The 21,997-nt window shown below is 35.9% G+C and carries 19 protein-coding genes; 7 read left to right on the top strand and 12 right to left on the bottom strand.

Translation table 11 applies throughout. From position 1 onward, the window contains the following. Window positions 1–20: 20 nt before the first annotated feature. From hemL to O4O04_RS19160, 3 genes are read right to left on the bottom strand one after another with little or no spacing between them, the layout of a single operon-like run. Window positions 21–1,364, bottom strand: a complete 1,344-nt coding sequence (gene hemL, locus O4O04_RS19170; protein ID WP_272533508.1) for a glutamate-1-semialdehyde 2,1-aminomutase — start codon at window positions 1,362–1,364, stop codon at window positions 21–23. Then, a complete protein-coding gene (locus O4O04_RS19165; protein ID WP_272533507.1) occupies window positions 1,354–2,949 on the bottom strand; it encodes a type 2 periplasmic-binding domain-containing protein in 1,596 nt (531 codons plus the stop codon). Before O4O04_RS19165 ends, hemL begins: the two co-directional genes overlap by 11 nt. After that, complete coding sequence (locus O4O04_RS19160) at window positions 2,934–3,821, bottom strand: NAD(P)-binding domain-containing protein (protein WP_272533506.1); 888 nt, start codon at window positions 3,819–3,821, stop codon at window positions 2,934–2,936. The genes O4O04_RS19165 and O4O04_RS19160 overlap by 16 nt, the downstream gene beginning before the upstream one ends. Window positions 3,822–3,954: 133 nt before the next feature. On the opposite strand from O4O04_RS19160, the gene O4O04_RS19155 reads away from it, so the two are divergent. Together O4O04_RS19155 and O4O04_RS19150 are read left to right on the top strand one after the other, a co-directional pair. Beyond that, window positions 3,955–4,353: a DUF2721 domain-containing protein gene (locus tag O4O04_RS19155; RefSeq protein ID WP_272533504.1), complete on the top strand. Its 399-nt coding sequence runs from the start codon at window positions 3,955–3,957 to the stop codon at window positions 4,351–4,353. After that, window positions 4,325–4,828, top strand: coding sequence for a DUF3592 domain-containing protein (locus tag O4O04_RS19150; protein WP_272533503.1), 504 nt, complete (start codon window positions 4,325–4,327; stop codon window positions 4,826–4,828). The genes O4O04_RS19155 and O4O04_RS19150 overlap by 29 nt, the downstream gene beginning before the upstream one ends. A 16-nt stretch (window positions 4,829–4,844) precedes the next feature. On the opposite strand, the gene O4O04_RS19145 is transcribed toward O4O04_RS19150, so the two are convergent. Next, window positions 4,845–5,546 carry a lytic transglycosylase domain-containing protein gene (locus O4O04_RS19145; RefSeq protein WP_272533502.1) on the bottom strand — a complete coding sequence of 234 codons (702 nt, stop codon included), beginning with the start codon at window positions 5,544–5,546 and terminating at the stop codon, window positions 4,845–4,847. A 217-nt stretch (window positions 5,547–5,763) separates the two neighbouring features. Here O4O04_RS19145 and O4O04_RS19140 point away from each other — a divergent pair, with 217 nt between their 5' ends. Beyond that, window positions 5,764–6,807 (top strand): aldo/keto reductase, encoded by a 1,044-nt coding sequence (locus O4O04_RS19140; protein WP_272533501.1) that lies wholly within the window; start codon window positions 5,764–5,766, stop codon window positions 6,805–6,807. 3 nt (window positions 6,808–6,810) lie between these two features. On the opposite strand, the gene O4O04_RS19135 is transcribed toward O4O04_RS19140, so the two are convergent. Both O4O04_RS19135 and O4O04_RS19130 read right to left on the bottom strand, forming a co-directional pair. After that, window positions 6,811–8,511 (bottom strand): mucoidy inhibitor MuiA family protein, encoded by a 1,701-nt coding sequence (locus O4O04_RS19135; RefSeq protein ID WP_272533500.1) that lies wholly within the window; start codon window positions 8,509–8,511, stop codon window positions 6,811–6,813. Beyond that, entirely contained in the window at window positions 8,505–10,583 is a 2,079-nt protein-coding gene (locus O4O04_RS19130) for a mucoidy inhibitor MuiA family protein (RefSeq protein WP_272533498.1), read from the bottom strand. The genes O4O04_RS19135 and O4O04_RS19130 overlap by 7 nt, the downstream gene beginning before the upstream one ends. 76 nt (window positions 10,584–10,659) lie before the next feature. Here O4O04_RS19130 and O4O04_RS19125 point away from each other — a divergent pair, with 76 nt between their 5' ends. Beyond that, window positions 10,660–11,514, top strand: coding sequence for a DUF4846 domain-containing protein (locus O4O04_RS19125; RefSeq protein ID WP_272533497.1), 855 nt, complete (start codon window positions 10,660–10,662; stop codon window positions 11,512–11,514). Window positions 11,515–11,516: 2 nt separating this feature from the next. On the opposite strand, the gene O4O04_RS19120 is transcribed toward O4O04_RS19125, so the two are convergent. Genes O4O04_RS19120 through O4O04_RS19110 form a run of 3 tightly spaced genes read right to left on the bottom strand, consistent with a single transcriptional unit; the run spans window position 11,517 to window position 14,417 of the window. After that, a complete protein-coding gene (locus O4O04_RS19120; protein WP_272533496.1) occupies window positions 11,517–12,545 on the bottom strand; it encodes a glycerophosphodiester phosphodiesterase in 1,029 nt (342 codons plus the stop codon). Window positions 12,546–12,572: 27 nt separating this feature from the next. Further along, entirely contained in the window at window positions 12,573–12,812 is a 240-nt protein-coding gene (locus O4O04_RS19115; protein ID WP_272533495.1) for a hypothetical protein, read from the bottom strand. Window positions 12,813–12,863: 51 nt separating this feature from the next. After that, complete coding sequence (locus O4O04_RS19110) at window positions 12,864–14,417, bottom strand: two-component system sensor histidine kinase NtrB (RefSeq protein ID WP_272533494.1); 1,554 nt, start codon at window positions 14,415–14,417, stop codon at window positions 12,864–12,866. A 41-nt stretch (window positions 14,418–14,458) separates the two neighbouring features. On the opposite strand from O4O04_RS19110, the gene O4O04_RS19105 reads away from it, so the two are divergent. From O4O04_RS19105 to O4O04_RS19095, 3 genes are all read left to right on the top strand, one after another. After that, entirely contained in the window at window positions 14,459–15,670 is a 1,212-nt protein-coding gene (locus O4O04_RS19105) for an acetyl-CoA C-acetyltransferase (protein WP_272533492.1), read from the top strand. Window positions 15,671–15,702: 32 nt separating this feature from the next. Beyond that, window positions 15,703–15,966 (top strand): OB-fold domain-containing protein, encoded by a 264-nt coding sequence (locus O4O04_RS19100; protein WP_272533490.1) that lies wholly within the window; start codon window positions 15,703–15,705, stop codon window positions 15,964–15,966. Window positions 15,967–16,111: 145 nt separating this feature from the next. After that, the gene (locus O4O04_RS19095) at window positions 16,112–17,581 is read left to right on the top strand and encodes an NHL repeat-containing protein (RefSeq protein WP_272533489.1); all 1,470 of its coding nucleotides are present in this window, start codon (window positions 16,112–16,114) and stop codon (window positions 17,579–17,581) included. A gap of 143 nt (window positions 17,582–17,724) precedes the next feature. Here the strand turns inward: O4O04_RS19095 and O4O04_RS19090 are convergent, their stop codons facing one another. The 3 genes from O4O04_RS19090 to O4O04_RS19080 form a co-directional block, all read right to left on the bottom strand. Further along, complete coding sequence (locus O4O04_RS19090) at window positions 17,725–19,557, bottom strand: sensor histidine kinase (RefSeq protein ID WP_272533487.1); 1,833 nt, start codon at window positions 19,555–19,557, stop codon at window positions 17,725–17,727. A gap of 4 nt (window positions 19,558–19,561) precedes the next feature. Then, window positions 19,562–20,251: a response regulator transcription factor gene (locus O4O04_RS19085; RefSeq protein WP_272533485.1), complete on the bottom strand. Its 690-nt coding sequence runs from the start codon at window positions 20,249–20,251 to the stop codon at window positions 19,562–19,564. 122 nt (window positions 20,252–20,373) lie between these two features. Beyond that, the gene (locus O4O04_RS19080) at window positions 20,374–21,996 is read right to left on the bottom strand and encodes an alpha-glucosidase (RefSeq protein ID WP_272533484.1); all 1,623 of its coding nucleotides are present in this window, start codon (window positions 21,994–21,996) and stop codon (window positions 20,374–20,376) included. Window position 21,997: the final 1 nt, after the last annotated feature.

The raw sequence follows: 21,997 nt of genomic DNA, 5'->3' as shown, positions 1-21,997 counted from the left end.
CTTTGCGATCTGAATTCGTTTTACTTACCAAATTCTTTTTTTATTGCATTCTCTGCTTTATCAAGAGTGTCATCAATGATTGACTTGGTATGTGCTGTTGATAGAAATCCAACTTCGTAGCCACTTGGAGCTAGATAGATTCCTTGATTCAATAAAGCATGAAAAATTCTTGCAAACCTTTGTTTATGTCCAATCGGAATCGCATCAATCGAGCGGACAGGTTGTTCGGTCTTTTGCTTTAGCCAGAATAAAGATCCATAGGTCACGGATTCCCATTCGATCTCAGAAATGTAATTTTTATTTTGAGAGAAAATTGTATTGGTTTTCTCATCAATTCTTGCATATAGATTTAAAATTCTAACCAATCCATTCATTAGTTCTTTGCAGGATTTACTCAAAAGATCGTAAGGTTGTTCTTGCCAGATTTTTTGCATCATAGCAAGCCCGGCTCTCATTCCAAACGGATTCGCGCTCAATGTGCCTGCTTGGTATACTGGTCCCTGCGGAGCAACCAAATCCATATACTGACTTTTCCCTGCATAGGCTCCAACGGGAAATCCACCGCCAATGATTTTGCCATAACAAACCAAGTCAGGTTCAATTCCTAAATCACCTGCCATTCCTAAAGGTGACACGCGAAATCCAGATATCACTTCATCAAACAGTAGTAACGCTCCATATTTCCTAGATAGTTTGGCGACTTTTTCAATAAATTCTTTTCTTTGTATAAGCAAACCATAATTAGCTGGTAGAGGTTCAATTGCGACAGCTGCAATCTGATCTCCTTCTCGTTCGAATAATTTCTCCAGTGCTTCTTCGTCATCTAAAGGTAAAACTAATGTATTCGCAATGATCTCACTTCCGATTCCAGCACTATCACTCGAACTCTCACCGGCTAAACCAGATCCAGCCTTTACAAGTAAGGCATCCAAATGACCATGATAGCATCCATCAAATTTGAGAATTTTGTGACGTTTTGTTGCGGCTCGAGCAACTCTTAATGCACTCATCACGGATTCGGTTCCCGAATTTACAAATCGAATCTTATCTATAAATGGAATTCTTGATACAAGGAATTCAGCAAGCTCTAGAGAATACGGTTCACAGGCCCCGAATGACCAAGCCATATCGACAGTTTCTCGAACTGTTTTTGAAATCGTTTCATCACGGTGCCCGAAAAGGAGAGGACCAAAACTTTGGCAATAATCAATGTATTGATTGCCATCAACATCAGTCATCATCGCTCCTTGAGCTGTCTCAAAAAAAATTGGAGTTCCTCCGACAGAATTAAAAGACCGAACCGGTGAATGCACGCCACCTGGTGAGACAAGTTTTGCTCGTTCAAAAAGTTCTCTAGATTTCATGATTGGTCTCCGTCGAAATAATAAATTCTCTTTTCCAATGTTCGTAACTCAATGTAATATAAATCTTCGCATCTAGCTCTTTAATAAGATCATTTCGTATAAATCTGTAAGTTGATCCAGGTCCACAAAAATGAATGAGCTTTTTCATTTGAGGATAAAGGTCTGTGAGTTTTTTATACTCACTACTGCTGCTCCAGTATGCGGCTTTTAATCTATCCGGATTAAAAGCCTGAGGCAAAGTCATATTAGAAATTCTGTATGTACTAACTATTCTGAATTTGGATTCTTTTTGTAATTCTTGTGATTGATCATGCGTAAGCTTTACAAAATTGATTACACGTCCAGTTAAGTTTTCAAGGTCTACGGAATCAGATTCACCTAGCCCGTCACTGGTTCCATTTACCCAATATCCACGCCGAGCAAGTTCTTTCCAAGTTTTGGTTCCTGCGGTCCAGATAAGTTTAGGTGCAGGTAATTTTTTTGGTAAAGCAAAGCTCTTTGTTATCCACAAATCAGCGTTAGATGCTATTGCGCATGGAATTCTTTCACGGCTCTTTATAAATTGGTTTATGGATGGGTGCCATGTTTCATTCAAATGGAATTTTTCTATTGAATTCGTTCGTATGATTTCTTCAGAATGAAGTTCAATACCTTGATCAGTTAATCCTCTCGTGTAGACAATCTGTCCATAATCTCGTTCAAGAACAGCAACTCCAATTTTCTGATGGCAACCTCCACCATATTTTTTTAGAATTTTCCGCTCTAAGTGCGATGAGGAATCTGCTTTTGCATCTTGTAGATTCATGAACAGATCTTTGATTCTATGATCGGACTTACGTAATTCCAAGACCAATCCGCCTTGAGCAGGTGCGTTAGGATTTAATGATAGAGGAAGAATCATAAACTGGCATAAGGAAATTCCTTGTTGGATGAATTGTTTAGTATGAGAAAAATCATTCCAATCGTCTTCAGAAATAAGATCTGGGTTTAGGCTATTGAATCCAATCAATCGATCGAGAGCTGCTTTCGCTATAACGAGTCCAGCATAATCTCCATCTAAGAATTTTTTGATCCTTGTTTGAATATTCCCTCGAATGGGAGTGAAGGAAAATTTACAATTCGAGAATTGAATTGGAAGTAGCGAAGGTAAAAATTTACCAAGGTTGTATTCTCTTCTTGGTGAGGATGTACAGATTTTTAGAATTTCATTGAGTTTGTTAGGTGATACGGATTTTGCAGTTTCCCATAATTTTGATTTGATTAGCAAGACATCTCTCTGGTCTTCCCTTGGTAGTATTGAGAGTGTTTCTGTCTCGCTTCTTTCTTCTAAATCAAGATCTTTCCATGAATGAACAACGCAATCGATACGATTCTCTATCAATTCAACTTGTAAATCTCTAGTAAAAACACCTTTTCCTTCCATCTTCCATAAAGGGCTTGTTAGGTCTTTATCACCAGCTGCTTCTTGAAAGCAGTATTCGATGATAAGGTTAGGATTTAATTCAAGAATCGATTGTCCTACTCTATAAGCTTGAATTTTTGCAAGTGCAGACTTGCGTGCTCCGATTATTATCGTGTTAGACAAATTAGATCATCCCAGCCATGCGGAATATGGATCTGCTCTTTCTTGATTCCATTTATAATTTCTTCTATTTTGGAAAGAATTTCTAGATGCAGATTTTTTATATTTTCTTCACATCCACGAATCGTATCCATTATTTCTAGAAGTGAAATATATTGAATATGAGTTGGAGTAAGCGACTCCGAGACCTCACCTCTAAAATCTAATACGATCGAATCATCTGACATTCGATTTATCCAATCCGTGATAGGAACTGGGGCACAGACTACCATAGAAGAACTACTTGGTTCGTAATCTTCCCATAAGCAGGTTGAGACTTTGTATTTTAGTTTGAAACGTTCTAAGTTTTGAGGATCTCGTCCAACCACTTGAACTGCTCTATTCTTTTTTAATAAATGAACGATAATGGATTCGGCAAGTTTTCCAGTTCCTATCAATGAAACGGAAATATTTCGTGGAAGGAGAGAGTCAGCAATTCCACCATATGTTGTTCTGCCATGACCTGTTAAATATTGAGATCGAATGGATCTGGCATTTTTTAAAATATCATCTCGCAATTTTTGAAGAAAGCCAAATGCTTGAGATTCTCTATTGATGTTCTCGTTCGAAAACCGATCTCGAAATTGGGCTTGGATTTCGGATTCTCCAAATAGCTTCGAATGAAGTCCCGTGACTAATTCTAAAAGAAATTGATAAGCTTCCATTCCGAAATAGGAATCGTAATTTGCTAAATTCTCATAGGAATCTCTCTCAACAATTCTTGAATCACTGATATAAATAGTTCGAAGGCAAGTATTCCAATCTTCAAATCCACTGATCTGGATTTTAGATCGATTGGGATCGTTGCTATGTAACAATACTAAGTTATTCCACATCAATTTTATACTATCATAGAGATTTAGTCCAGTGTCACAGGAACGTCAGGATTGGCAAAAAAAATCTCAATCTTTCTCACCAATAAAAATTTATTCTTGGTAATAGTTTTATGTCTTATTCAATTGAGAAAAGATGGAAGCAAATACTCCAGGTCTCCTTTTTCCAGCAATTTCTCTCCTCATGCTTGCTTATACAAATCGGTTTCTCGGACTTGCTAGTTTAATGCGGCAATTACTTGCAAAGTATGAAGATTCCGGTCGTGATTCAGATTTTCAACAGATTCAAAATCTTAGATATCGCATATCTTTGCTCCGATACATTCAAGCACTTGGAGTAACGAGTTTGCTTCTCTGCACTGGTTCTTTATTTTCAGTTTTCCTGGATTCGATAATGGCAGCTCGTGTATTCTTTGGATCTGCAGTGATTTTTATGGCGATATCACTTTGCGTATCTTTATTAGAAATTCATCTATCAGTTCGCTCTCTGGATATAGAAATAAATAATGTCCAATATAGGCGAAAGAATCAGTGAAGTGGTAACCTATCGTATGTTAGCAATTAGTCTTTTCTTTATCGTGATTGGGTCATTTGCCCTATATGCGGGATTTCAAATGTATTCCCATTCCAAAAAATGGAATACATTTAAAGAAACGACAGGTAAGATTCTAAGCAAAAGCATTGATTTAAAAAAAATAGCTTCAAGTTCAGGTCCTCGTGCAAAATATAGAATTGATATTCGATATAAATACTGGGTTGAAGGTCGAGAATTCGAGAATGATAAATTCTATTCAATTGAATTGGAAGGAGGAGAAGTCGCATTGTCTGAATCGGATGCTGATAATTTATTGAACAAGATTATTGATGAATCTACTGTTTACTACAATGCAGATAATCCGCAGGAATCTTTTATAATTCAGAATAAGCAGCTTCCTTGGATTTTTTTATCTGTAGGGTTTGTACTTATAATTGCAGGAATTCTGATTTTTATTTCAAAAATCCTGCAATAAATTGTTTCGCATTTTATTATTTTAGAAAAACCATATAGGTTCTAATGCTTTCTTTCTTAATCAATTTGCGTTGAGATTGGATATTGTCGTAATGCTTGTTTACGGTTGTCCAATATTCTGGAACGCCACCCCATTTTTTGACAGCACCTGGACCTGCGTTGTAAGCAAGAGTTGCTTTTTCCAAATCTCCCATTTCTGATATAAGATAGTTCATGTAGGTCACACCGATCTCAACATTAACTTCTGGCTCAAGAATTGTTTTTGGATCAAATTTCTCTCCATGAATCTGGCGCATCCACTTCGCAGTTGGTGCCATCAATTGCATATACCCACGAGCGTTCTTTTTGGATTTAGCAGTTTTTTTGAACTCAGATTCTGTTTGAATCATTGCCATTATGAAATAGGTTTTTTCAATATAAATCGCTTCCTTACTAATTCCAAGATCTAGTCTTTCGGAATTTTCTAGGATGGATTGAGTCAATCGATTCAATTCTTCTTCTGGAATGGATGGTCTCTGTCCCTGTATGTAGGATTTGATGAATTGTTCTTCACGAATGTTTTGATTCTCTTGAATTCTAGACTGAACTTGGTCGTTCGTAACCTGAATCAAAAGAACCAGACTGAGAATTGCAGTAATTCTCTTTTTGTAAGGGATTCTTTTGTTCTTTTGTTGTCTAGTTGCGATTTCTAAAGTTTTGTTTTCATTTGTTATTTTCATTTTGTCCTCTTTGTGCAGTGCACTATAGACTCTGAGACCATTATTTGTGCGTCGCACTATAAGGGAAGTCTTTTTTAGACGCATAGAAACTGCCGAATTTTTCAGAAATTAGCAGATTCCTCCATTCAATCTGGAATCTGGGAGATTCTTCCAAAAAATTCTGAAACTTGCGAATTCTCGAATGTCGAAATCTGGGATTTTGTCTAAACGGTATACTATGGAATACAGAAATTTAGGAAGAACGGATATCAAGGTGAGCGCTCTCTGTCTCGGAACGATGACTTGGGGTAAGCAGAATACAGAATCTGAAGGGCACGAGCAAATGGATTATGCACTCGATCGAGGTATCAACTTTTTTGATACAGCAGAAATGTATGCAGTTCCACCAGCGCCTGACACTTACGGAAAAACAGAGACAATCATTGGGACTTGGTTTGCGAAAAAGAAAAATCGTGATCAAGTGATTTTGGCATCGAAAATTGCCGGACCTGGCCTTCGATGGATTCGCGGTGGTGATTACAAGATTGACCGAAAGAATATTCTCGAAGCTTTAGAAGGCTCTCTAAAAAGATTGCAAACCGACTATATTGACCTCTACCAGTTGCATTGGCCCAATCGAGGTTCCTACCATTTTGGACAATTTTGGGATTACAATCCGAATCCAAGCAATACAGAAGAAGTTCTTGAAAACTTCAACGAAGTTTTGGAGACTCTGAATGATCTGATTAAACAAGGGAAAATTCGAAACATTGGACTCTCCAACGAAACCGCTTGGGGAACAATGAACTATCTGAGAATTGCAAAAGAGAAGGGATTCGCTCGGGTTGTATCTATTCAGAATGAGTACAGTCTACTTTACCAATTGCATAGTCCTGATCTTGCAGAGGTATCGATTAGGGAAAATGTTGGACTACTAGCATGGTCACCACTAGCTTCAGGAATGCTAACAGGAAAATATGCCAATGGCAAAATTCCAGCAGGTTCAAGATGGACAATGCTTCGAAAACACAATCAGCGAAATACTAAACAAGCACATGATGCAGTGAATGCTTACCACAGTGTTGCAAAAAAACATGGAATCGATCCAAGTCAGATGTCACTTGCTTATGTTACGATGCAACCATTTGTTACATCGAATATAATTGGTGCTACTTCCATGGATCAATTGAAACAAAATATTGATTCCATCAATTTAAAGTTAAATGATGAAGTTCTAAAAGATCTCCAAGAAGTGCGAAAAGACTATCCGATTCCGTATTGAATTTTAGTTTCCGTAGACCGATCCAGGATAATTTTTTGGAACGCGAACTCTATACCGCAGACGAATCGTTTGTTTGGATTTGGGTTCCAAATTGATATCCCACCGCAAAATACCAGGATTCTCGACTACAGATCCTGGTGTGGTTTCTTCCATTTGTTCTACTTTCACATCCTCAATTTCGGAGACTGGAATTCTCTCATAGGTTGAAACTTTCTTTTTCTCGTTTGAAGGATTGGAAATCTCAACAATTATATCCGTAAAATAGTATATGTCAGAACTGATTGTTCCAACTGTTTCTCGTTTGGTGGAAACATTCCGCTTTACCGCAACTGAACGATCGGCACCAAAGCCAACCAAGAATGATTGACCGGATGGAGTGAACTCAATCGTGGATCGCCCTGTAAATCCAGAATCGCGAAAGGAATCAACTCTTCCTGCCATCAATGGAAAATCTCTCTTGTTCGGAATGATAGCCGCAAGATGAGTAGATTGTTGAATGCTCGGAACCAATCGATAAAAAACTTCCTTTGGTTTTTCTTCGAATTGAGCAATCGTAACTCGATGGGCTCTTTGTATGGAAGGCGCTGTAACTTTCTGTGGAATTTTGAAAAGATAGGATTCTCCAGTGCTCGATACGTCTGTTGAGCCTGTAGTTGGAATTGGTGATTCTTCTGCAGTTTCATCAACTGATAGATCATCTACATTCTGTTGCGCAATGGATTGAGTCTGAACATATTCAATCTGAGGTGAGATCTCTCTTGCAGATACTTGCATGGGTGTTACTTTAGAACGCTGTGCTCCACGAGATGGACTCGATGTTGAAAGACTTGCTGTAACTTGATTCCAGTCTTCACCGGTAGTTTGTACTATATTTCCATAATAATCAATCTGGACTGAACCATTCTTAGCTAAATGCATTCCATAAGAAACTGACCAAGACGCTCCCTTGATCACATAACTTAAACTAATGGTAGTCTCCTTGCCAGTTAGGCTCTGAACATTTACTTCAATGACTCTTGATTTCTTATCTCCCGCAGAACGAATTTTATTGATGTTGCCATTGATGATTTTTATTTCATCATTCATTTTTGTTATTTCTTCATCGGTTGATTGGAGTTTACTTTTTATACTATCTCTTCTGGTTGATAAAGCAGACAATGATTCTTTCCAGGTTTCTGCATTCTCATTGATTTTGGTTTTAGTACTGCTTTCCGAGACAACATGGGATAAATATTTACTATAATTTTCAATATTCTGTAAATCATATCGATATCTTTCGTTTCGCTTGAGATGGTTGTCTCGAGCATATTCAATCTTCATCAGTTTATCTTCGAGTTCTTTCAATTGAGCTAAAGGAGTAGATACTACTCGTTCAACTGTTGATGTGATCCCATGAACAATACAATCATTGGATGATGAAAATGCGCGCAGACTATTTGGCTCAATCTGGATGCTTCCGTTCTCAAATCTCAAGATTTGCCGTCCAGGTTGAATCGAAATTTTGGCCTTTCGTGTGACCATTGCTTGATCAGGATATACAATCACTTCTTCGATCGATGGATTGAACTTGGTTATTTTATATTCAAGATTACGGATCGCTATTGGTTCAGTTGATATTGTTCGTGCAGAATCTTGAGCCAATAGATTATAGAAGCTGAATAAAGCTGCAATTAAGGTAATACGATGAAAATTATATCTTACCATTGTGGACTTCCTGATAGATTGAATACAGGTTGTATGTTTTCTGGATGAATCATTTTGTATTGGATGGTGATCTTCTGTTCCGTCCCAGGATCTAAATTTAGTTTAAATTTATACATTCCGTACGATTTGTACGTTTCGTCTGGATTGGATGAGATTTTAATATCTGTGATTTGGACTCTTTCATCCGTAGAAATCGGAATTCTATCGAATACGTCTATAGATATCTTGTTTTTCTTACGATTTTTGATCTGAATCGTTATTGTATTGCTATTTACAAAAGATTTACTAAGAAGTCCTGATTTCTCCCGAAATTTATCTTCCGTTCTCTTAATCTGTACATCTTCGATTGCACCCAATTGTAGAGTAAAAGGTTCATCGATCGACACATCATTAATCACTGATTCGCCGATATAATCATTTTCATAAAAAATTGTAACTGGTCCTGAGAGTAAGGGAATTTTGTTTTCAAATTTTACATTGCCCGCAAGAAATGTTGTCTTCTGAGTGATCGGACTTGCTTCATAATTGAGATCAACCTTCCAATCCTTCTCATATAGGAAAATTTTTCTGAACGCACCATCAGATGGAATATTCTCAAGTGATTGAGAGCTATAATTGAAATCAAAACTTCCTGTTTTTGGAGGAATCAATCTGCTGATTAATTGTCTCTTCTCTTGCATTTCCAGGGATTGCCTTTTGGCTCTCTCTGTCGCAATCAATTCTTCAGTAAAATACTTCTTAAACTTAGGTTCGAGCGAATTGATATTTTCTAATATTCTCTCACTATAATGGAGAGCATTATCATAATCTTTGCTTCTCAATGCATTGTCTCGTTGAACAATATTTTGTTGGAAATTGTTCAGAACTTTTTGAGTCTCGGATGTTTTCTTATTAGCTCGAGCATCAGGAATCTGTGCAATGTTTGTGTTATAATATCCTTGCGATTGATTGGCTTGCTGGGAAATGCTTCTCTGTCTCTCCATATCTTTTTTGCCTATACTTGCTGACTTAGGAGATTCGTTCTTACTTGCAATAGGCATTGCTTCTTCTCTATCCATCGCTTCCATTGCAGGTGCAGGACTCACAGAATTTTCCATCAAACGTTTAGATTTACTTGAAAAAAAGCTATCATTTGATTTGGTAGAATCAACGATACGAGATTCAATTTTCCAAATCTTAAGTGATGGAAGCTGTGCTGACTCAGATGGGTTGGCTGCAGAAAAGCTTACTTTTGCATTATTCCAATCTTCACCTGATTCATTTTGAATCAAAGCGTATGCATTGAAGTGAACGTTCGATCGACTTCCTTCCCCAAATACACGAGCGCTGTAAACTGGATACCATGATGCACCAAACATCCGATAGGATAAGCTTATCGTTTCTTTGCTTTTATCTTTGCTATAAATTTCAACTGTAATTTTCTTCTTGGAAATAGATTTTCCTGATTTGTATTTTTCGGAAATAAAAATTGCAATACTCAATTCTTCCCGAGCTTTATCAATTTGGTCTAACAATCCCAGCATTTGGTCATGATTTTTTTCTAAAGAAGTCTGAATAAAATTTAAAGTAGAGATCCAATTGTTTGGACTCACTTCTCCGATACTATCTTTAGATTTAGATTTTGTATCAGGGATTCGTCCAACTTGAATTGATTTCAATGATCTTTCTTCTTCTTGAAGAGATGCAAATTGATCACTGAGATTTCGTAATTTTGATTCTGCTTGGCTGAGCATAAGCTCAGAAGATTTTGCCTCTTCAGTTTTATATATCTGAATATAGTCAGATTCCACTTCTATAGTTTGGATTTTCATTGTGGAATTGGAGGCTCGAGGAATAGAAACTCGAATTGTATCGTCAAGCATTTGCGAAGTCAAATTGTCTATTTCAATACGATTTATGCCAGGCTGCAAGGACACTTCGCTTTGCCTCGTGACTTCAGCTTGGTTGGTATAAAACTGAACTGAATGAACTGGGAAAGAAGGTGCATCTATAGTTTGCGATTGCAATGAAGGATATGGTTTATCAAGTAAGATTAAGCAAAAAAGCGTAATTATAAAAAGTCGAGCTTGCATAGGGATAAACCTTGGATAAGTTTAAATTATTGTCAACTTTATTCGTGGCTTCAAATATTAAGAGGAAGGATTCAAATTGAAAAGATTTTATTATATAGTAAATTTATTGATCGTTTTATCAATGTTTTCGTACATAAACGGACAAACTTTTGATACAACAAACAAGCAAAAGCTAAGCCCTGATGGAACTACAATCGAGAAAAGAATTCTATTGCTGGATGGAAGCAAAAGATCGAATGAACCTCAGGAAAGTTTTTCTACCTATTTGCGCACTCTCAAACTAAAAGAACATGGATCAAAGGTTCTATTGTATGATGGCAATAAAAAGGGAAATCAGAATGCTCACGTCGCCATCATTGATATGGATGTCGGAAAAGTTGATCTCCAACAATGTGCAGATGCGATCATGCGTCTTCGAGCTGAATATTTACTGAAGCAAAAAAAATATGATGATATTAGATTCAATTTTACAAATGGATTTGTTGCAAGCTACTCTAAATGGCGACAAGGCAATCGTATACTTGTCAAAGGAAATAAAACCAGTTGGATTCCAACAAAAGAAGAATCAAGTTCTTACTCAAGCTTTCGAAAGTATTTGCATATTGTGTTCAGCTACGCTGGCAGTGCTTCCTTATCTAAGGAATTGATCTCTATAAAGTCAAATGAACTTCAGATCGGAGATGTATTTATCCAAGGTGGATTCCCAGGCCATGCCGTAATTGTAGTTGATAAAGCAATCAGTACAAAGAGTTCAGAAGTTTATTTCTTACTTGCACAGAGCTATATGCCTGCGCAAGAAATTCACATACTAAAAAATCCTATGGATCCAACAACGAGCCCTTGGTACAAAGTAGAAACTAGCGGACAAGTTGTCACACCTGAATGGACATTTGATTGGAAAGACTTAAAAAGATTTCGAACCAATCATTGAGATCATTGTCCTTTTAATTCTAAAACCACATCTCGCAATCGATTAGGATAATCAGTTATAATTCCATCAACTCCGCATCCAATCAATCTTTTCATTTCCTTTGGTTCATTAACTGTCCAAGGGATTACTTGAATGTTTTCTTTTTTAGAATTTGCAACAAAACCAGGTGTCACATATAAAAAGTAAGGTGAAACAATGTCAGCCTTGAATTTTTTTGCTGTTGTAAGAATATCTTCTCTATACCCATTTCCGAATCCAAGAATCATCATCAGTCCTTGAAATTTACTTGGTGCAAAAAGTGCAGATGTTTTGATCTTAGGATTTTTTTGTTTTACAACAACTAAAGCTGGAAGATAGAAAGATTGAATCGTTGTGTATTGCGTGACTTTTGCCTTATCAATCGCTGCGAGAAGTGCGCTTACATGCGCTTGAACTTTCTCATCGCTAACAGTGGATTGGTCATCATTGGGAAATTTTGTCTCAATATTGAATTGGAGCTTAGTTCCTTTAGCGCCTAATCCTTGTCCGCGACCATCACGCTGTTTCTCGGCTTCCGCTACTAGTGTAAAAAATTCCTCAATCGTTATTAATTTAGTTCCAGCAACGGTGATTTGCTCAGGGAAGTTTGGATTCTTCTTAGATCCACAATCAAGTTCTTTCAATTCAGATAAAGTAAGATCGTAAATATTTTTTTTCTCGATAGGTGTTCCATCGAGTTTCTGACAGATTACTGGATTGGTGTCGGAATCGTGGTGAACAATAACTTTTCCATCTTTGGTTAAAACAGTATCCAACTCCAATGTTGTCATCTTATAGTCAATGGCAGCACGAAAAGCTGGCCAAGTATTTTCTGGCTTTAAACCACGAGCTCCACGGTGACCTTGCATATCCAACAAATCTAAGTTACTTGGCTGGACTTGAACGGATGAACAAGAAACAACAAAGTTTAAAATAGTCAAAAAACTTAGAATTTTGAACACGAGCGAATGCAGAATATTATGAACCGTATGCGTTAAGTCGTAGAAGAGCATGAGATTTTCCTTAATGTAGTTTAAAAATTATTTCTCGATATCCAGACGATCGTCCAACTCTTTCATATCATTCACAGTTTCAAGAAGTTCCTTGAATCTTGCATGATAATTGGTTACCGCCTCAACAATGAGTTCTAAATCTTGTCTCGCTGTTGCAATATCGTCTTTGGTAGGTTTCTCATCACGGTCGACTGTATCGATTAAATTTTTTAAACTATCAATCGAGACTCTGAGCGTGAAATTGTTGCGGCGTTCATCATTTAGCATAGCTGAAATTTTCCAAATTTATCGAAAGCTGTCAAGATGTTTGCGAAAAAATTAGCCTTTATTCCAAATGGAGAATAGAATTTGGAACACTGTTCCTTTTCCAGGATTGGAATAGACCCGAAGTCTTCCGTTCATCTTGAGCACTATAGTTTGTACTACAATGAGTCCCATTCCAGATCCCTCATCGGATTTTTTGCCTGAATAGAAAGGTTTGAATATTTTCTCAATTTCTTCGTCAGCAATTCCATGTCCTTCATCCTCAATTTCTAGAATTGCATCTCCAAATTCTTCGAATAAACGAATATGTATTGTTCCTTTTTCTCTAAACCTCATGGCATGAAAAGAGTTCACTACAAGGTTATCAATTATTTGCTGTATTCCAGATTCTTCGCCCAATATTGGAAAACGACCTTCCGAAATTTCCAATTTCAGTTCAATATTTTTGGGTCGGCTCAAATTTAATATTTTTATTGCTTTGGGAATCTCATTTTCTAGAAAAATCGGAACCAATTGATAGATTCCAGACTGCGAATACTGAAATAATTTCTGGACTAATGTTTTCGCTCTCTGTGCAGATGTTGATATTTTTTCTAAATAATTTTTGAGTTTTAATACGAAAGGATCACTTGGAGTTGGAAGATTGTTTATTTCTTGCAAAGCTATATCAGAAATCAAAGTCACTGGCAATAGCATATTATTGAAATCATGCGCAATGCCACCTGATAATTTGCCTAATTCTTCCATCTTACTCGATTCCAGTAGCCTTTGCTGTAACTCTCGTTCGTCGGTAATGTCAACGTAAGAACATATTGTAAGATAGGGTTGGTTGAGATCATCACGAATCAGATTCAAGGTTTCCGAAATAGTTCGAATCTCACCATTGGATCTTTTTAATTTCTTCTCAGTTTTATAATAGTCCGATTCCCCTTCGATTAGAGACCGAATTAAATTCGATTCATAAGATGAGCCTATACTTGGAAATAAATCTTCAGGATGCAATTCAAGCAATTCATCTTTCGTATAACCTGTGATATCGCACAATCCCTTATTTACTTTGTAAAATCCACCTTCAAAATCTTTGATCGCTAAACCAACTGGTGCCATTTCGTATAAAGTTTTAAAAACTTCTAATTGCTCTTGGAATCTTTCTGTTAATTTTTTCTGCTTTCGAATCTGTTCTGTTATATTGATTCCCGCGATTATGTAGACAATTTTACCATCAATAGTATTTTTCTTTACACTGAATTGCATGGAAATATCTGTCTTGATAGTGAATCGTTCATTTATAAAGTTTTTGTCGGAATTTTCCAATTCGATGATTGATTCACTGAGTTGATCGACAATAAATTCAAATTCACTATTCTGTAAAAGATCTCTTAAATTTTTTTGAATCAAGAAATCAATGTTCGTAATCTCTTTAAATCTAATTTTGGCATACTCATTGATTCCAACAATATCGAATGATGAATCAATCGCTAAAGCGGGCTGTCCAATATAATCTAGAAATGTAAACTGTGACATAAATATAATTGTATAATGTGCTAAAACTGTTCTTGAATAGCAAGTTTTATCATGCTTTCTACAAGATTTATTTTCTTGCCACATATTTGCATTCCATTTCTCGTAAAAGTATAGAGGTTCTATTTATGAAAAATGCATATATTGTAGATTCAGTTCGTACGCCCCGAGGTAAGGGTAAAAAAAGAGGTACTCTTGCTTCTGTTCATCCTCAAGAATTATCAGCCGCAACTTTGAAAGCTCTTGCCGAGAGAAACAATCTTGATCCAAAAGCAGTAGAAGAAGTTGTTATGGGTTGTGTATCTCAAGTTGATGATCAAGCTGCTTGCATTGCACGATATGCTGTGATGGCGGCGATGTGGCCTAACTCAGTTCCAGGTTACACAGTGAACAGATTCTGTGGTTCTGGATTGCAAGCGATCAATAATGTTGCTAACCATGTAGGTTCTGGCGCTATGGATCTTGGAATTGGTGGTGGTATCGAATCTATGTCAAGAGTTAAGATGGGCGCAGACATGGGTGGTCGTGATTTTACAGTTGGTAATACTCATATTGCTGAGAACTACAATCTCGTTCCTCAGGGAATTTCTGCTGATTTGATAGCAACTATTTATGATATTTCTCGTGAAGAAGCTGATAGATTTGCTGAGTCTTCCCAGATCAAAGCTGCAAATGCAATTAAGAATGGTTATTTCAAAAAATCTGTAATTCCTGTTAAATTAGATGATGGTACAGTCGTTACGGAAGAAGAGAATCCTAGAATCGAATCTAACTATGAGTTTTTGTCAGGACTTGCACCTGTATTCAAAACAATTGGTGAAAAAGAATTGGATGCGATAGCTTTAAAACAATATCCTGATGTAAAAAAAATCAATCATATCCATACCTTAGGAAATTCTTCGGGAATCGTAGATGGTGCGGCAAGCTTGTTGATTGCAAATGATGATGGTCTCAAAAAATACGGACTTAAGCCAAGAGCAAAAATACTTGCTACTGTTGCAACAGGAGAAGAACCAACTATCATGCTGACTGGTCCAGTATCAGCTTCTCGTAAGGCATTGAAGATGGCTGGTCTTGAAGTAAAGGATATTGATCTTTGGGAGATAAACGAAGCATTCGCATCTGTTGTTCTTTATGTGAAGAAAACTTTGAATATACCTGAAGAAAAGATCAATGTAAATGGTGGAGCTATGGCTCTTGGTCATCCACTTGGTGCGACCGGTGCAATACTCACTGGAACTGTGTTGGACGAATTAGAAAGAAGAAATCTTCGATATGGACTCATTACACTTTGTATTGGTGGTGGAATGGGAATTGCTACAATCATTGAGAGAATCTAATTCTCAAAATATTTTTGTAATTCAGTAATCGAATGGAAGATCTTTCGAAAACTCAAGAAAAATCTGATTTTGAATTGCCCCAGGAAATTTCTGGGGTAATCTACAGTTTTACAATAGTACATGTTGGTTTCGGTCATATGGCAGATAAGGTGCCGTATGCCTTGTGCCAAATTCAAAAAGATGATGGATCCATGCAGATGGAAATATTCGAAGATCAAGAATTGCTACAAGATCTAAGAATTGGACAATCTGTAATCTTGCAAAAAAATAAAGCAGGATTCACACTAAACTTCTAAAAACCCTCTTTTTTTTCCAAAATACGTCAAATGCCGTATTTACAACTCCTAGATTATATTGTAAACTTACAGTCTTATAATAATATAAAAAGCTAATGCGAAGTTTAGTTTTTTAGAAATTTGATTGAGGAGATTTTAACAATTTATGAATTACAATCAAATTTTTCTATATCGTAGAAGAATCATCAATATAAAGGTATGTGCTTTCATTTTTGGAATCGCTCAACTCTATACGTGCGCTTTACCTTCCCTTGATGATCCTTTGGAATATTTAATTCAGAATATAATTATACGTTCATCACAAAATACTCAAGTAGACTCAAACATTGATAACGGAGCGGTTGACGGAACTCAAGATGAAGACGAAGATGAAGCAGTGGTGAACCAAGTCGTAGCAAATGGCAAGGATCTTATTCTCACAGGCTATTATGATGGCAATGCAAAGATCATGCGAGTTCGTCAAGATGGAACGATCGATTCATCATGGACTAAAGTTTTTGATCTAGATGGCGTACCTGGTACCACAAATTTAGGACATGACTTTTTTCGAAATGTCGCATGTTCATCGAACGGTGATGTATACATTGCAGGTGTTTTCAAAGGGCCATCAAGTTCTTTGGATTTAAACACCATTGTCAAAAAGTTTGATAAAACTGGTGGAGCTTCACCAGGATGGGATAAAACTATTAATCTTTATGTAGAATATGATGATCCTTGGTCGCTAACTTTTGATCAAGATGAGAATGTTTACCTTTCAACTAGAAACAATTCCGCTACTTTTACTGGACAGGGAAGAATCTTTAAATACCAACCAGATGGAACTGCTTTCGGAGCACCATGGCCTTTAGTAATCCCTTCAGTGAGTGCTCATAACTTTTGTGGAGGTGTCTCTGTTGATAGCAACGGAAATATCTTTGCTGGCTGTGCTTACTACTCTGCAACCTCTTCAACAGCTGGAAACAATGCTTGGTGGATTCGCAAATGGGATCCAACTCTAAATGAAGACACCACAAATTTTGACTTAAGAATCAACAATCCATTGGGGAATACTGGAGGCTGGCATAACTTACCTTATGTGAGCATTCTTGATCAGGATGAGAATTTCATTGTCGGTGGTCATATGAAATCTGCAGGCGTAACCGATAATGATGCTTGGTACGTTCGAAAATTCAATCGTGATACCGGCGCCACAATTTGGGCTCATTCCTGGGACATCAAAACCAATCTAGCATATGATAGCGAGGCTGTCAGAGCCTTGGCAGTTGATTCGGATAATAATACATATGTGGTAGGAAGTCTGAATTCAGTAAATGGTGATTTAACAAAGCATAGATGGGCGATCAAAAAGTTAGATGTAGCTGGCATTCCAATTCCTGCTTGGACGAAAATTATCGAAAGTCCAACTGCTTCTCCTGATGGGCATTCTTATGTCTTCTCAGTTAAAATCGCAGATGATGGAAAGGTGTATATGGCTGGTTCATGGGGAACAGGACCTGGAACTACTGGAGGCAAAGGAAGAATTATTAGATTCAATCCAGACGGAACTGAAGATACAACATTCGATCCAGGAATTTTGGATATAGCAATTCGCGGAATGGAATTGTGTAATAATTGATTTTTTAATAATTAAATTATAATTTATGGTTTTACTTATTTAATTATACTATTAATTATGCCAACGGATGAGATGGAATCCGATTTTTTGAATTTGAAATCAGATTAAAAGATTTTTAAAATTAAAAAACAGGTATTCAAAATCTAAAATATTTTAGATAGGTAGATCAAGGAACCTTTCTCAGGCGACGAGAGAATTCTAAATTTAGAACCGATACTCTTTGCACGGTAATTCATATTTTTCAATCCATTTCCTTTGTGATTTCCTTCGTAACTTTGTTGGTTGATTCCTGAATATTTTAAAGATTTAGAAATTTTACCATTACCATTGTCTCTGATTGCAAAAATCAATTTATTACTTTTGAATTTGAGCGTAATAAATAAATTAGTTGCTTCACTATGTTGGAGTACATTGCTTACAGATTCTAAAAATATTTTATAGATTTCATTCATTTCACGGAATGGAAGTTTATTTTCAATATTTTGAATATCGGTTGTGACAGTTAATTCAGGAATCGATTTCAATCTTTGAATATAATTGTTTATTTTACCATTCAAATCACTGTTAAAATTTTTATCACCGTTTAGAATTCCAATAAAATCTTTTATGTTTTCTAGAATCAAAGAAATTCGGTCGTTAAACTCAGAAAATAACTTGATTTTACCCTGATCTGAATTGAAGAGATGCATCATCCCAGTCAGTTCAGCACCTATAATATCATGAATGTCTCTAGCAATATTTAGTCGCTGCTGTAATTGTTGTTCTCGAAATTCTGATACTTTTTTTCGCGAGTCGACAACTTCTTGAGTATGGATCACAAAAATTAAAATAGAATAAATCATAGAAAAATAATTAAATACAAATGGCATATTTAGAAAATGAAACCGTACAAGAAGATCCCAAAAGCTAGCCAAAAATGAAATCAGAGAAGGTACAAATATTATATTTGAGTATCGTGATGTTGCATACCGATTATCTTTTCCTAAATATGAAAACCAAACAATAGATCCTAATAAGAATGTTACATAAATATTGATCCACTTGGCGATAGAATAAACGTATTGGAAATCTAATATTAAAAAATGTAATGGAACCAATAGTATCCCAAGAAAGCAGAATGATATATCCGTAATTTTAAAGTATGACTTAATAATTCTTAGATAGAAAAGGGAGATTAAACTTGCTGTTATTAATCCTCCAGAAAAGTAGAGTTGGACTGCTGAAAGATAATCTATACCTATATTAACAGGTAAAAAATGTAAAATATAAAATAAGTAAAAATTTGCCGCTCCCAAATAAAGATAGTAATATTTAGGTAAATTATTAAAAAGCAATGCAATAAAGATAAAGAGAGTGATAAAGCCACAGATTCCAAATATTGCAAAAGGTAGAAAAACATTAAATATATACTTCCATCTAAGTAAATCATTTGCAATAATTTCGTCAGCTAATGCAAGAGGCTCGCTGTATATTCCAGCTTTTTCATCATAGACTCCAATTTCTACTTGGATAACATTTTCACCTGGTATGAAATACTCGGAATCAATTCTATATTGCCGTGGAAGCATCCAGATAGCACTGATACGATTAACATCGAATTCCCGACCAATCGAGCCAATCATCTTTCCATTAATCAGAACTTTATCTGTCGAACCGATTGCACCAGCAATAAAAAGAATATTATCTTGATTCTCCGAACTAATTCTAAATTTTTTTGTGAATACAATTCTTCCATAAAAATTTGAATCAATTTTTCTTAAGTCTCTCGGTAAATGAATCTGAGCACCTTCAACTAATTTATCACACTGAGAAATTTTTATACATTTTACTGATTCTATTTTCCATAGTCCTGACAGATCGATAAAGGATTTTGGATTCTCAACTTCACTTTGATTGTTTTGACAATTTGAAAATAGCAAAATTCCAAAACAGATTACTATAAAGAAATAACTTTTAGTAGGTCTAGAATTTTTCATAACATTATTCGCGTTTTAGTATTCCTATTTTAATTCCTAATTGTATCGCTTCCAGTTTAGAATTTACTTTCAAATTCTTATAAATGTTTTCTATATGTTTTCTGATTGTCCTAGGAGATTTATTCAATTTATTCGCAATTGATGAGTAAGTCATTCCCAAGGAAATGTAATTCAATATTTCAATCTGTCGATTTGTCAGAATACTTTTTCTTTCAGTTTCATTTTTGATAGGCTCTGGTTCAAGAACATCATTTTGAGAAATATATTCTTCTAAAATTTTTTCTGCGACTCTTGCCGTTAAAGGTGAACCACCTAAAAGAATCGATTCCAATTCATGGATAAATAATTTTGGTGAAATATCTTTTAACAAATATCCATTTGCACCAATTTTTATACATTTCAATATATTTACAGGATCTTCAATCGAAGTGAACATGCAAACTTTGGAATTAGGGTGGAGTGATTTAATTTCTTTTAGAGCGTTGATTCCAGATTTTCCAGGAAGTCCAATATCAATGATCCAAAAAGGACAAAATTTCTCAAATGAATTCTTAGCAATTTCATATGAAGGAAATACATCTGTGATTTGGAAATGTGCTGACTCTTGAAAAATAGATTGTAAATAATTTACTGAATCAATATTATCTTCAATTATCTGAATTTCGACAATTTCCTCATTGTTGAGCTTTTTCATCAATAAATTATTCCCAAAAGAAGAAACTATCAGGTTTCTACATATTTAGCAATTTCTTTTTAATAAAAAATATTTGCTCTCTAAAATGAGTTTTTAATTCCTTCTTGTGATCTAGTTAACGATTATCCTTCCCACAGCAATGCCTGATATGGCAAAAGAATTATTTCGTGAGCAGGAGATAATTTTTTCTTTAATATTCCCGATTGATAGCTATCCATCATAAGATTCTTAGGTTTCCAATCAGCAGGAATATGAAAAATCTTTTCATCCGAAGAGAAATTTAGAATGATATGACTTTTTTCCTTACCGATACTTCTTGTATAGTATAAGAAGGATTCTGTCGAATCGATACCTGTTTCAATCGTTCCAGTTTTGAGTGCTTTACTTGATTTTCTTAATTTGATAATATCTCGATAAAAACACCAGAGACTATCCGGTTCTTTCTGCGCTGTTTCAACATTTCGTTTTTGAAATTTTGAATACACAGGTAACCAAGGAATTCTTTTCGAGAATCCTCCAAATTCAGAAGCATCCCAGCACATTGGTTTTCGTTCTGAATCTCGTCCAGGGTGAAAAGGCCAATACCGAATTCCTACTGGATCCTGCAAATTTTTCTTAGGAACTCTTTCACTTTCCATACCAATTTCTTCACCATAATATAAGAAAGGAGTTCCTCTTAAAGTTAATAGCATAAGTGCTGTTAGCTTTGCTCGAAGAAATGACAATTTTCCATCAGCATATCTTGAAAAATGTCTTCGGAAATCATGATTACTAAGTGTATAATTCGGCCAGTTCTTTTCGCCTAGTGCATCTTCCCATTCATCTATAACTTTTTTGAAATTACCCGCTCCCCAGAAAGAGTAGAGAAACGCAAAATTAAAAGCCATATGCAATTCATCATTATTTCCATAATAAGAAGCTGGAATGGAAACTTTACCAGGTGGATCCATCATCACTTCGCCGACGGACATTCTGTCCTTATAAGAATCCAAAAGTTTTCTTAGATCACGTAGCAGATCATGCATTTCTGGTCTATCTCTGTCATAGATATGGACTTGCCGATCAAAAGGACGAATTCCTTTGAATATCCTTGATGGATTGTCCCGCCATTGATCATCTTTGTAGAATAAGTTAACTACATCTAGGCGAAAACCATCAACCTTCATATCCAACCAATAACGAATCATTTTGAAAATTTCTTCTTTAACTGCAGGATTTCTCCAATTCAAATCTGGTTGTTCAGCAAGAAAAGAATGGTAATAATACTGGCCTGTCTTCTCATCCATAGTCCAAGCTTTACCGCCAAAAGTTCCCAGAAAATTATTGGGTTCTTGTCCATCCACCGGATCCTTCCAGATATACCAATCACGCTTCTCGCTATTGATAGATGATCTAGAATCTAGAAACCAAGGATGAAGATGGGAAGTATGGTTCACTACGAGGTCCATGATGATTTTGATCTTTCTCTTATGTGCTTCTTTGATCAGCTTTTGGAATATCTTAAGATCACCAAACACTGAATCTATGGAATTGTAGTCCGAGATATCATATCCGAAGTCATACATGGGAGATGGATAAATTGGAGAAAGCCATATTGCATCGATGCCAAGTGATTTATCCGTTCCATCATTCAAATAATCTAACTTCTGAATGATCCCTTCTAAATCACCAATTCCATCACCATTGGAATCATAAAAACTACGTGGGTATATCTGATAAATTACTGCGTCTTTCCACCAACTCATT

It is taken from the genome of Leptospira sp. GIMC2001 (assembly GCF_028462125.1).
Classification (GTDB): Bacteria; Spirochaetota; Leptospiria; order Leptospirales; family Leptospiraceae.
This window is presented reverse-complemented; position numbering and strand designations above follow the sequence as displayed.

Excerpts from the sequence above, each read along its gene's own strand:
- hemL (WP_272533508.1), bottom strand. The coding sequence starts at position 1,364 with ATGAAATCTAGAGAACTTTTTGAACGAGCAAAACTTGTCTCACCAGGT.
- O4O04_RS19115 (WP_272533495.1), bottom strand. The coding sequence starts at position 12,812 with ATGCTAAATGATGAACGCCGCAACAATTTCACGCTCAGAGTCTCGATT.
- O4O04_RS19100 (WP_272533490.1), top strand. The coding sequence starts at position 15,703 with ATGGAAGATCTTTCGAAAACTCAAGAAAAATCTGATTTTGAATTGCCC.
- O4O04_RS19145 (WP_272533502.1), bottom strand. The coding sequence starts at position 5,546 with ATGAAAATAACAAATGAAAACAAAACTTTAGAAATCGCAACTAGACAA.
- O4O04_RS19150 (WP_272533503.1), top strand. The coding sequence starts at position 4,325 with ATGTCCAATATAGGCGAAAGAATCAGTGAAGTGGTAACCTATCGTATG.
- O4O04_RS19090 (WP_272533487.1), bottom strand. The coding sequence starts at position 19,557 with ATGAAAAATTCTAGACCTACTAAAAGTTATTTCTTTATAGTAATCTGT.
- O4O04_RS19120 (WP_272533496.1), bottom strand. The coding sequence starts at position 12,545 with ATGCTCTTCTACGACTTAACGCATACGGTTCATAATATTCTGCATTCG.
- O4O04_RS19140 (WP_272533501.1), top strand. The coding sequence starts at position 5,764 with ATGGAATACAGAAATTTAGGAAGAACGGATATCAAGGTGAGCGCTCTC.
- O4O04_RS19135 (WP_272533500.1), bottom strand. The coding sequence starts at position 8,511 with ATGGTAAGATATAATTTTCATCGTATTACCTTAATTGCAGCTTTATTC.
- O4O04_RS19160 (WP_272533506.1), bottom strand. The coding sequence starts at position 3,821 with ATGTGGAATAACTTAGTATTGTTACATAGCAACGATCCCAATCGATCT.
- O4O04_RS19110 (WP_272533494.1), bottom strand. The coding sequence starts at position 14,417 with ATGTGGCAAGAAAATAAATCTTGTAGAAAGCATGATAAAACTTGCTAT.
- O4O04_RS19105 (WP_272533492.1), top strand. The coding sequence starts at position 14,459 with ATGAAAAATGCATATATTGTAGATTCAGTTCGTACGCCCCGAGGTAAG.
- O4O04_RS19080 (WP_272533484.1), bottom strand. The coding sequence starts at position 21,996 with ATGAGTTGGTGGAAAGACGCAGTAATTTATCAGATATACCCACGTAGT.
- O4O04_RS19085 (WP_272533485.1), bottom strand. The coding sequence starts at position 20,251 with ATGAAAAAGCTCAACAATGAGGAAATTGTCGAAATTCAGATAATTGAA.
- O4O04_RS19095 (WP_272533489.1), top strand. The coding sequence starts at position 16,112 with ATGAATTACAATCAAATTTTTCTATATCGTAGAAGAATCATCAATATA.
- O4O04_RS19155 (WP_272533504.1), top strand. The coding sequence starts at position 3,955 with ATGGAAGCAAATACTCCAGGTCTCCTTTTTCCAGCAATTTCTCTCCTC.
- O4O04_RS19130 (WP_272533498.1), bottom strand. The coding sequence starts at position 10,583 with ATGCAAGCTCGACTTTTTATAATTACGCTTTTTTGCTTAATCTTACTT.